This window comes from Kitasatospora sp. NPDC023176, from assembly GCF_055560495.1.
Window position 1 is genome coordinate 110,100 of the sequence record NZ_JBVHIP010000030.1, and the last position, 10,036, is coordinate 120,135.

Consider the following 10,036-nt stretch of genomic DNA (forward strand, 5'->3'; position numbering starts at 1 on the left):
GGTGCGCCCGGCCGGCCCCGGCGGCACTCCTTCTGTCGACGCCTCCTCAGGGGCCGGTGGTCGGGCGGCTCGTCCGGGCGAGGGCCTGTCGGCGCAGCGTCCAGAGCCGGTCCAGCTGGGGCCGGTCAGAGCCGAGGACGGTCCGTTCGATGTCGGTCTGCGCCTGGGTGACGGCGTCGGTGAGTCCGGCCTGGGACTGGCACCGAGCCGAGGTCCTGGCGAGGGCGAGTTCACCGCCGATCAGCTCGTGCGTCCTGCCCGGGTCGCCGCCGTCCTGCTTCACCCGCTGGTCGATCGTCGCCACCGGGTCCCCGAGGTGGGCGGCCGGCTGGTGGGCGGCGGTCATGCAGTCGCGCCAGCGGCCCTCGGCGGCGGTGAAGCGGCCGTCCGCCTGGACGCCGGTGACGACCTTGCTGCTGAGCACCTGGAAGGTGTTGAACAGGCGGTAGTAGTCCGGGCCGTAGAGCGCGTCGCCGGCCTGGGTGAGGCAGGAGTCGCCGTTGTAGAAGAACTGCTGCCGGTCCGGGAGGTCGACGGTGACCCGGTGCGCCTCCGTCCCCAGCAGCGCGTCCTTCCAGGCCTGGTCGGAGGCGTGGTCCTGGTTGGGGTCGGCGACCGGCTTCAGGTTCAGCTCCGTGCTGATGACGCCGAAGCCGTCGTCGGTGGCCTGGGCGGTGGTGAGCAGACCGTACGGGTTGGCGTCCACCCGGTGGTCGCCGGTGCCGAGGGGCTGCGGGCGGTACTCGAATCCGCGCCCTCGCATGCAGGCGGCGACGAGTCCCTCCTCGGCGTCGTGCAGGGCGACGCGCTGCTGCTCGTCGTAGTGGACGACACCGTCGAACGGGCGCGGCTCGGCCCCGGGCGGGGTGGTGCCGCCGGACGAGGAGCATCCGGCGGCACCGAGGCCCAGGAGGACCGCCGCGAGGGCGAAGGTGATCCTGGTCTTCATCACTGGGTCAGACCGTGCACCAGCGGTCGGAGAGGATGGACGGCAGGTTGTCCTGAATCTGGGTCCAGCCCGTGCCGCGGTACAGGATCCAGCCCTGGCCCTGGGCGTTCTTCTGGGCGTAGACGACGACGTTGCAGCTGTTGCCGTTGTTGAACGCCGAGCCGCCGAGGCTGTTGTTGAAGTTGCGGTACTGGCTCAGGTCGTCGTTGTCCCGGTAGACGGTCTGAACGCTGCCGTTGTAGCCGGCGTTCCAGTACACGCACAGGCCGCCCGCGTTGCAGCCGGACGGGGCCGCCTCGGCCACGGGGGCGAGGGCGACGCCGGCGCCGAGGGCGAGGCCCGCAGCTACGGCGAGGGAGGCGATGGTCTTCTTGAACATGAGCAGGCTCCTCGAATCGAGTGAAGGTGCTTGCCGTTCCCACCGAGCGGGACCGCCCGAAGCCACGCGGGATCACTGAAACCGCCTGGAGACGAGGGATTCTGACGTTCCGTCGGCTGTTCGTCAGTCTGCGCCACACCGAGGCGGACGCCACCGGCCCGTACCGACCCTGGGACGGCGTCCCACGACCCCGCGCCGCTGAGCAGCGGCGCAGCCGCCCTCCCGGGCCGACTGTGGGACATCGCGTGCCCGTTGGGACGGCGTGATGGGGCGGTGCCGACGGCCACCGCGGTTTCCTGCCGGCGGGCGGCCGTCAGCGACTCGGGACAGGACGACCCGCGACGTCGAACCGGGCCGCCTCCGGTGGAACCCGGCCAGGTGTCTCGGGACTACCGGAGGCGTGTCGCGGTCCGGACGAGGTCGGCGACGGCCCTGGACCGGCTGTGCGGGGGCCAGGCGATCACGGTGGTGACGTTCGGCGCGTCCAGCACGGGCACGGCGGCGAGGTCACCGTGCAGTTGGGCTCGGCAGGACTCCGGTGAGACCGCGCAGGCCCGGCCGAGCGAGACGAGCTGCAACAGCTGCGCGTGGTCACGGACCTGGGGGCCGGGGCCGGGCGGGTAGCTGCCGTCGGGGTCGGGCCAGCGCGGCAGGGGCAGGCCCGGCAGCCCGGTGATGTCGGCCATCCGCACCTGGGCCCGGGCGGTGAGCGGATGCCCGGCCGGCAGGACCACCACCTGGCCCTCCGTGCTGAGCTCCTCGGTGTGGAGCCCGGCTGTCGAGTCGAACGGCCGGTGCAGCAGCGCCACATCGGCCCGGCCCTCGCGCAGCAACCGTCCCTGCTCGGCCGGGCCGCACAGGAGGACCTCCACGGACGCCGCGCCGGGTTGGGCGGCGTACGCGTCGAGCAGTCGCGCCAGCAGTTCACCGGACGCATTGGCCTTCGTGACCAGGACGAGTCCGGGACGGCCGTCCGCCGGGAGGGCCGCCCGGCGGGTCCGGCGTTCGGCGGCGTCGACCGCCGCCAGCGCCGCTCGGCCCTCGACCAGCAGCACCGCACCGGCCTCGGTCAGCGTGACGGTACGGCTGGTCCGGTCCAGCAGCACCGCCCCGAGGCGGCGTTCGAGCCGCTGGACCGCCCGGGACAGGGGCGGCTGCGCGATCCCGAGCCGCTGCGCGGCGCGCCCGAAGTGCAACTCCTCGGCGACAGCGACGAAATAGCGCAGTTCCCGCGTCTCCATGCGCCCACGCTACTCCGGATCAATACCCGAACGGTATCGATGCCCACCCGATCGGTCTTGGACCTCGGCCGGGGGCCGGGAGCAGCATGGTCCCCATGAGCGAACGAACGATTGCGCTGGTCACCGGCGCGAACAAGGGAATCGGCTACGAGATCGCCGCCGGCCTGGGCGCCCTCGGCTGGAGCGTCGGCGTCGGCGCCCGCGACCAGCAGCGCCGTCAGGCCGCGGTGGAACAGCTGCGCGCGGCCGGCGTCGACGCGTTCGGCGTCCCGCTGGACGTGACCGACGACGCGAGCGCGACAGCGGCCGCACGGCTGATCGAGGACCGGGCCGGACACCTCGACGTGCTCGTCAACAACGCCGCCATCACCGGCGGCATGCCGCAGGAGCCCACCCGGGTCGATCCCGCCACCATCCGAACGGTCGTGGAGACCAACGTGATCGGAGTCATCCGCGTCACCAACGCGATGCTGCCGCTGCTGCGCCGCTCCGCCTCACCGCGGATCGTGAACATGTCCAGCAGCGTCGGCTCCCTCACCCGGCAGTCCGGAACCGGTGGCGAGCAGACAACCGGTCCGGTGGCCGTGGCGTACGCGCCGTCGAAGACCTTCCTGAACGCCGTCACCCTCCAGTACGCACGGGAGTTGAGCGGGACGAACATCCTGATCAACGCCGCCTGCCCCGGCTACGTCGCGACCGACCTCAACGGCTTCCGCGGCGTGCGCACCACCGAGCAGGGCGCGGCGATCGCCATCAAGCTCGCCACCCTGCCCGACGACGGCCCGACCGGCCGGTTCTTCGAGGACGCCGGCGTCGTGCCCTGGTGACGCGTACGACGGCTGCCCCTCGGGGGGCGGGCACGGCAGTGCGGACCGGAGGCCGGGGTGGGGGACGAGGCCACCGTGCCGCTGCCGCGCGAGGCCTTGGCCCTCTGGCGCGGGCCGGCTGAACAACCTGGCCGACGCCCTGGTGAGGGCCGACCGGGCCGCGGACGCCCTGGCCCCGATCACCGAGTCGCTCGACCTGCCGGCGGGTCGGGACTCCGACCCGTACCTGGTGATCTCCACCAAGACCCACGCCCAGGTGCTCGGCGCGCTCGGCCGGTCCGAGGAGGCGGTGGAACAGATCCACCGTGCCCGCGAACTCGGCCGGGCGCAGGGCACCCAGGCCCACGCGGAGTTCGACTTCGCCGACGTCATGGGCCAGGTGCTGTACGACCGCGGGCGCACCGCCGAGGCCCGTGCCCACGGGGAGCGGGCCCTCGAACTCGCCGCCGAGCAGGGGCGGCTGACCCGCCAGGTGGAGCGGGTCGGGGCCCGCCTCGCGCAGTGCGGGTCCTGACCGGCGCGAGGTCAGACGCCCCGGCTCCGGTACGGCGAGGCGGGCCGGCCGGGAACAGCGGCCGAGGTCGCGGGGCTCGCGACGGCGGCCGGGACGGTGGGGACGCCGGGGACGGCCGGGAATCCGGGGACGGCCGGGAATCCGGGCGCGGCCGCGCCAGTGGAGGTGGTCGGGCGGGTGGAGGTGGCGGGGCGCCGGAAGTCCGGGTCCGCCGCCGAGGTGGTCGTCCGCCGTCCCGTGGCCGCCGGGGCGGCCGGGGCCCCCGCGGTCGTGGTCCGGCGCACGGTGGACACCCCCGGCACGGCCGCGGGCGTGCCGCCGTCCGGCTCCACCCGCTCGATCCGCAGCACCAGGTTGCGGTCCCGACGGTCCCCCGCCCGGTCCCGGTTGCGGCTGTGCACCAGCTGGGTCAGCACACCCCGGACCTCCTGCCAGCGCCCCTGCACCGCACGGATGTTGGGGCACCACTCGGACCCGAACCGGTGCTCCAGCGCCAGCTGCCAGCTCTCCGCCTCCACCAGGTGGACCGCACCGACCGCCGCCGGGATCTCCACCGGGGCGGCGCCCCGGACGGTCACCACCGCGCGCTGCGGCCAATCCCCCTCCACCGCCGTCACTGTGATCCGGCTCGGCCCCTGGTACCAGGCCATCGCTGCTGTCCTCCCGCGTCCGTCCGCGCCGGCTGTCACCCGGCCTCACCCAGTACCACGGACGGCGGCGCCGATGGGTTCGAGCCGGGCTGAACCGGGCGGCCGCCGCGATCCGTGCAACCTGGCGAACACGGCCACCCGGGGAGCGGCCACCAGCACGTGACCAGGACCGCATCGCCCACCGGAGCACCGCGGCGGGCGCACCTGGTCTGCGGCGCGGCAGCCCTCGGCCTCGCCGCGGCCGGACTCCTCGCGGTGCACGTCCCGCCGCCCCGGGCGGTCCCCGACCGCCCCCACCAGGCCGGCCCGACCGGCCCCGCCACCACCGACCCCGACTCCTTCACCGTCGACCAACCCGCCCGCCGCGGCGGCTGGGCCGACGCCGGCACCTACCACCCCCGGCCCGGCCCCCTCACCGTCCGCCTCCACAACCTCGGCCAGGACTGGACCGGCTCCGGACAGCCCACCCACGCCCACCTCGCCGCCGCCCTCCGCCTCACCTGTCAGGGCTGACCCCGCCCACCGCCGCCCCGCATCGGCGGCGACACGGCGAAGCCCGTCCTCGAACTCCCTCCCCCAGGGGAGAGTTCGAGGACGGGCCGGGTCTGGGGCGTCAGGCCGAGACGTGGTACCAGTAGCCGCCGGTGTGCAGGGTGACGTAGTGGACGTTGGTGTTTGTTTCCTTGGCCTCGTACATCATGTCGGCGCCGGTGGCGGGGTCGGTGCCGGCGTAGAGCACGACGTGCACGGTGTTGTGGGCGTCGGTGCCGAAGTACTCGACGTCGCCGGGCCGGCGCTGGGCCTCGGTGATCGGGGTGAGGTGCTTGTCCAGGGTCTGCTCGGTGGTGTCGCCGCCGTTGGCGAGGTCGATGCCGGCGCCGAACCAGAAGGCGGCCCGGACCAGGCCCGAACAGTCCAGGCCGGCCGTGGTGTTGGCCGGGCAGGGCTGGATCGAGCCGGTGTAGCCGTCACAGGTGCCCAGCGACGGGCCGGGGCCCTCGCCGCGCAGCGAGTGGCCGCCGCCCCACACGTACGGCACGCCCAGGTAGGACTGGGCCGCGTTGAGGACCTTGGCGGAGTCGATCGGGCCGCTGGGCCGCGGGGTGGGGGTGCTGTCGTAGAGGGCGTTCTTGGTGGCCGTGTCGGCGATGCCGGTGATGGGCAGGGAGTGCGAGGCCTGGAAGTTGCGCACGGCCGTGTCGGTGGCCGGCCCGAACTGCCCGTCCACGCCGAGGCCCGCGCCGAAGGTGTTCAGCATCGTCTGCAGGGTCGTGGCGCACGCCCCGCTGGCGCCGGTCCGCAGGTCTCCGCACTGGGTGCGCAGGTCCACGGTGGTGCCGGAGGCGGCGGCCGCCGCCGCGTCGAGCTTCGACTTGGTGGCCGGGCCGACGATGCCGTCGGCGGTCAGCGAGTGCGAGGACTGGAAGCCGCGCACCGCCGTACCGGTGGCCGGCCCGAACTGGCCGTCCACGGCGATCTTGGCGCCGGTCAGGTTGAGCTCCAGCTGGAGCTGGGTGACGCAGCCGTCGGCCTCACCCTGCGTCAGGTTGGCCGGGCAGGCCGCGGAGGTGAGGGGTATCGGGCTCGGCGCGGTCGCGGCGGAGGCGGCCGAGGCGGTGTACGCGCCGACGCCGGTCAGCACGGACGCCAGGGCCAGGCCCAGCGACAACCGGCGCCGGGTGGGGAGGAGGGTACTCACAGGGGTTCTCCGGATCCATGAGGGTTCGTCACAGGAGCGGTCCCGGAGGCCCGCTCGTGAGCACTGGGTCGCAGCAGAACTGTGCCTCACTCCCCGTCCGCCCGGGAGGCGGCTTTCCGTCCCACCGGGCCGCGGGACGCGTCTCACCGCGCTGGCCTGCGCGGTGAGACGCGTCCCCAATTCGGAGTGGAACCCGTCCCGGTCCGAACCGGCCCGTCCCCGGGGCCCACTTCGGCCGTCCGACCGGGCCGTCCTACCCGGCCCCCGCTCGGCCTTCCGGCGGACACCCGTGCCTGCCCCCACCCCGGCCCGCCGACCACGCCTGCCGACACATCCCCCGAGCCCGCGCCGCCCACCAGGCTCCAGCCGCCGCCCCCGACCGGCCCGGCCGGCAGCCCGTCGACGGCACCCGCCCGACGCACCGCGCCGGCCCACCCTGCCCACCGGGGCCCAGCCGCCTTCCCGGCTCTCCGCCCGGCGGGTACTTCGTACCGGCATCGATTTGTGACGTGCCCCTGCCTAGTTCGTTCCCGTTCCGGTGTGGTGGGATGTGGCCAACGGGGTGGGACGAGCGCAGGAGGGGGTGCGTGGTGCGGAGCGGGCGGCTGCTGGGGCTGGACGGGGACGCGGCGGATCTGGTCGCGGTGGGGCTGGTGCGGTTGGGGGCCGATGAGTGGCTGGGGGCCACGGGCGGGGCGCCGGCGTGGGTGGGCGGGCTACGCGCGGCCTCGTTCGCGGACGCCTGGGTGTCGTTCGGCGACGCTCCGGCGCCCGGCCTGCGGGTGCCGGCCTCGGCGGTGCTGCGGGCGGTGGCGGAGCAGGCGGCCGAGCTGCTGTTGCGTTCCTGCGGGGAGGACGGGCCGACGGCCCTGGAGTGGCTCGGGCAGCGCTCGGCGGAGGCCCGTGAGCAGGCGGACCGGACGGGCGTGACCCACCCGGCCGAGCCCTGCGCGCTGACCCTGGTGTGGCACGGGGTTCAGGCCCTGACCGGCGGGGACGGCCCGTCCCACCGGGTCCGCGTCGAGGAGCGGGCCGAGGCGTACGTGCGGGAGCGGCACCGCCGCCAGGACACCCTGGCGCTGGTGCTGTGCTGCGCCCGGATCGCCGCCGCCTCGCTGGTGGAGCTGAGCGGGGGCGATCCGGCGCGGGTGGACGGGTGGCTGGAGGAGGACGCCGCACGGGCCATGCCCCGCGTCGGCCCCGTCCCGCTGTGGGTGCCGGGCCGCCCCTGGCAGCCCGCCGGCTGACGGCGTAGGGCGGGTCGCCCGCCCCACGGCTGTGAGGCGGGCGACCCGTCGCCGTTCCCGGCCCGGGTCAGCGCGGACCGGGGTCAGCGCAGTCCGGGGTCAGCACAGTCCGGGGTCAGCGCGGACCGGGGTCGCTGGTGCCGGGGCGGCCGTTCTCGAGGTGGCCGGCCCAGCGGCGGCGGAACGCCGGTCCGTCCGCGGCCGTGACGGTGACGTCGTACCAGCGGCTGTCGGCGCGCGGTTCGAAGGTGAACCGGGCGTCGTCGCCGGGGCGGAGGGTGCGGCCCTGCTGGGAGCCCTTGGCGTAGGCGTCCTCGACGGTGACCGTCCGGGTCGTCTCCCCGTGGTTGGACACCGTGACCCGCACCTTGTTCTTCGCGGGCTCGAAGCGGGCGACCAGGCCGCCCACCGTCTTGCCCTCGAACTCCTGCACCGAGCCGTTCGGCCCGTGGGCGACGAGGTGGTAGCCGCCGGCGGTGAGCGGCCAGTGGTCCTCGAAGCTGTCGCCGGCCGTGATGGTGTAGCGGCGGGGGGCCGCCGTCGGCGCCGTCCGGTCGTAGACGTAGAGCCAGGCGCCGGCCGTGCCCTTGTTGTCCAGGTTGAGCTGGAACACCGTCGCGTCGTCGGTCTCGTCCTCGTTGACGCGCAGGTCGTACGGGAGGGCGCGGGCCGGGCGGGTGCCGGGTTCCTGGGTGGGCATCCGCTGGGGCAGCGGCACCTGGTAGGGCTTGCCCTGCGAGACGATGGGCGCCGGTACGGGGATGGTGACCCGCCGCGGGTCGGCGCCGGAGAAGTCGAGCGCGGAGGTGAGGTCGCCGCAGACGGAGCGGCGCCAGGCGCTGATGTTGGGCTCCTCGATGCCGAACCGGGCTTCCAGGAACCGCAGGACGGAGGTGTGGTCGAAGGTCTCCGAGCAGACCCAACCGCCGCGCGACCACGGGGAGATGACGAGCAGTGGCACTCGCGGGCCGAGGCCGATCGGCTGCAGCCCACCGCGGTCCGCGCCGGGGACGAGCGGGCTCATCTCGCCCGGGTACTTGGCGAGGTCGAGCAACTCGTCGCCGAGGCTGGCCTCCAGTTCGGTGGAGACCATTCCCTGACCGCCCGGGCGGCTGACGACCGGCGGCATCGGCGGGACGACGTGGTCGAACAGGCCGTCGTTCTCGTCGTAGTTGATGAGGAAGACGGTCCGGCCCCAGACCTCGGGGTTGGACGTGAGGGCGTCCAGCACGAGGTTGATGTAGTAGGCGCCGTCGGTGGGGGTGGCGGAGGGGTGCTCGCTGTACTGGTACGGCGGCACGATCCAGGAGACCTGGGGCAGCCGGCCCTGCTGGACGTCGGCCCGGAACTCCTTGAGGGTGTGGTCGCTCGCCCCCTTCTCCACCAGCGGGCCGGAGGCGCCCTCGGCGACCTGGTACCGCTCGAAGAACATCAGCGAGTTGTCGGTGTAGTTGTCCGTGGGGGTGCCCGGCTCGCCGGAACCGCCCTGGTACAGCTTCCAGCTGACCCCGGCGTCCTCCAGCCGCTCCGGGTAGGTGGTCCAGGTGTAGCCGTTCTTGTCGTTGCGCTCCTCCAGCCCGGGACCGTTGGGCTTGCGGCCGTACGCGTTGCGCGGGTCGCTGGTGCCGGTCCACAGGTAGATGCGGTTGGGCGCGGTGTCCGCGTGGACGGAGCAGAAGTACGAGTCGCAGACGGTGAACGCGTCGGCGAGGGCGAAGTGGTACTGCAGGTCCTGGCGCTTGAGGTGACCCATCGTCATGACGTCCTGCTTCTGGTTCACCCACTGGTCGTGGCGCCCTTCGTTCCAGGCGAGGTGGCCGCTGCTCCACCCGTGGTCGGTGCCGGCCTGGTGCTCGGTGGTGTTCCTGGGGTCGATGTACCAGGGCAGCACCTCCTGCTCGGTGGCGGGCAGGCCGCGGTCGTGGTACCGGCCGGTCTTCACCGCGGCGGCGGGCTGGTGCCAGTTCGGTCGGCCGTCGGGCAGCGGCGCGGGTCGCGGGTCGCCGAACCCGCGGACACCGCGGAGGGTGCCGAAGTAGTGGTCGAAGGAACGATTCTCCTGCATCAGGATGACGACGTGTTCGACATCCTGGATCGAGCGGGTCCTGCTGATCGCGGGCAGGGCCAGCGCCTTGCTGACCGCGGGCGGGAACGCCCCGAGGCCGGCGGCGGCCACGGACGCGCCACCCAGTTGGAGGAATCGACGCCTGTCGATGGAGGCCACGTGTTGTCCTTCCCAGTCGTGCACTGCACGGGTACGGAGAAGGCTCGAACATAGGCATCGCACACGGGCCGTACACAGTCCTCCAGCGAACGCCGCATGAGCTTTCGGCCAACTGTTGTCCAGTCAACTTCCCACTGTGGACGCCGGGAAGGCCGGAGAACTCCCGAGGGCCGTCGGAAACGCGAAAAGCCCCCGCCCGGTTCACCCGGCGGGGGCTTTTCTGAAGAATTGTTCGGCGGCGTCCTACTCTCCCACAGGGTCCCCCCTGCAGTACCATCGGCGCTGTGAGGCTTAGCTTCCGGGTTC

The 10,036-nt window shown here is 73.8% G+C and carries 10 protein-coding genes and 1 rRNA gene; 4 read left to right on the forward strand and 7 right to left on the reverse strand.

Translation table 11 applies throughout. From position 1 onward, the window contains the following. Positions 1–46: 46 nt before the first annotated feature. From ACZ3YL_RS31995 to ACZ3YL_RS32005, 3 genes are all read right to left on the reverse strand, one after another. Positions 47–949 carry a hypothetical protein gene (locus ACZ3YL_RS31995; RefSeq protein ID WP_465660726.1) on the reverse strand — a complete coding sequence of 301 codons (903 nt, stop codon included), beginning with the start codon at positions 947–949 and terminating at the stop codon, positions 47–49. Between the two features lie 7 nt (positions 950–956). Beyond that, positions 957–1,328, reverse strand: a complete 372-nt coding sequence (locus ACZ3YL_RS32000) for a peptidase inhibitor family I36 protein (protein ID WP_188309732.1) — start codon at positions 1,326–1,328, stop codon at positions 957–959. A 389-nt stretch (positions 1,329–1,717) separates the two neighbouring features. Next, on the reverse strand, positions 1,718–2,569 hold the full coding sequence (locus tag ACZ3YL_RS32005; protein WP_188309731.1) for a LysR family transcriptional regulator: 852 nt from the start codon (positions 2,567–2,569) through the stop codon (positions 1,718–1,720). Positions 2,570–2,664: 95 nt separating this feature from the next. Between ACZ3YL_RS32005 and ACZ3YL_RS32010 the strand changes: the two genes are divergently transcribed. Beyond that, positions 2,665–3,396 carry an SDR family NAD(P)-dependent oxidoreductase gene (locus tag ACZ3YL_RS32010; protein WP_188309730.1) on the forward strand — a complete coding sequence of 244 codons (732 nt, stop codon included), beginning with the start codon at positions 2,665–2,667 and terminating at the stop codon, positions 3,394–3,396. Between the two features lie 142 nt (positions 3,397–3,538). After that, positions 3,539–3,910 (forward strand): tetratricopeptide repeat protein, encoded by a 372-nt coding sequence (locus tag ACZ3YL_RS32015; protein WP_465660729.1) that lies wholly within the window; start codon positions 3,539–3,541, stop codon positions 3,908–3,910. Between the two features lie 11 nt (positions 3,911–3,921). On the opposite strand, the gene ACZ3YL_RS32020 is transcribed toward ACZ3YL_RS32015, so the two are convergent. Further along, positions 3,922–4,560: a hypothetical protein gene (locus ACZ3YL_RS32020; protein WP_188309728.1), complete on the reverse strand. Its 639-nt coding sequence runs from the start codon at positions 4,558–4,560 to the stop codon at positions 3,922–3,924. 159 nt (positions 4,561–4,719) lie between these two features. On the opposite strand from ACZ3YL_RS32020, the gene ACZ3YL_RS32025 reads away from it, so the two are divergent. Further along, a complete protein-coding gene (locus ACZ3YL_RS32025; RefSeq protein WP_465660731.1) occupies positions 4,720–5,073 on the forward strand; it encodes a hypothetical protein in 354 nt (117 codons plus the stop codon). 100 nt (positions 5,074–5,173) lie between these two features. Here ACZ3YL_RS32025 and ACZ3YL_RS32030 read toward each other — a convergent pair whose 3' ends face one another. Further along, positions 5,174–6,259 carry a C40 family peptidase gene (locus ACZ3YL_RS32030; RefSeq protein WP_465660733.1) on the reverse strand — a complete coding sequence of 362 codons (1,086 nt, stop codon included), beginning with the start codon at positions 6,257–6,259 and terminating at the stop codon, positions 5,174–5,176. A gap of 587 nt (positions 6,260–6,846) precedes the next feature. Between ACZ3YL_RS32030 and ACZ3YL_RS32035 the strand changes: the two genes are divergently transcribed. Then, positions 6,847–7,506, forward strand: a complete 660-nt coding sequence (locus ACZ3YL_RS32035; RefSeq protein WP_188309726.1) for a hypothetical protein — start codon at positions 6,847–6,849, stop codon at positions 7,504–7,506. Positions 7,507–7,621: 115 nt separating this feature from the next. Here ACZ3YL_RS32035 and ACZ3YL_RS32040 read toward each other — a convergent pair whose 3' ends face one another. Together ACZ3YL_RS32040 and rrf are read right to left on the reverse strand one after the other, a co-directional pair. Next, positions 7,622–9,730, reverse strand: a complete 2,109-nt coding sequence (locus ACZ3YL_RS32040) for a phosphocholine-specific phospholipase C (RefSeq protein WP_188309725.1) — start codon at positions 9,728–9,730, stop codon at positions 7,622–7,624. 230 nt (positions 9,731–9,960) lie between these two features. After that, positions 9,961–10,036: ribosomal RNA gene (gene rrf / locus ACZ3YL_RS32045) — 5S ribosomal RNA — on the reverse strand; the annotation flags it as partial.

What these genes read in the sequence shown, in the direction of transcription:
- ACZ3YL_RS31995 (WP_465660726.1), bottom strand. Translation starts at nt 949, where the DNA reads ATGAAGACCAGGATCACCTTCGCCCTCGCGGCGGTCCTCCTGGGCCTC.
- ACZ3YL_RS32000 (WP_188309732.1), bottom strand. Translation starts at nt 1,328, where the DNA reads ATGTTCAAGAAGACCATCGCCTCCCTCGCCGTAGCTGCGGGCCTCGCC.
- ACZ3YL_RS32005 (WP_188309731.1), bottom strand. Translation starts at nt 2,569, where the DNA reads ATGGAGACGCGGGAACTGCGCTATTTCGTCGCTGTCGCCGAGGAGTTG.
- ACZ3YL_RS32010 (WP_188309730.1), top strand. Translation starts at nt 2,665, where the DNA reads ATGAGCGAACGAACGATTGCGCTGGTCACCGGCGCGAACAAGGGAATC.
- ACZ3YL_RS32020 (WP_188309728.1), bottom strand. Translation starts at nt 4,560, where the DNA reads ATGGCCTGGTACCAGGGGCCGAGCCGGATCACAGTGACGGCGGTGGAG.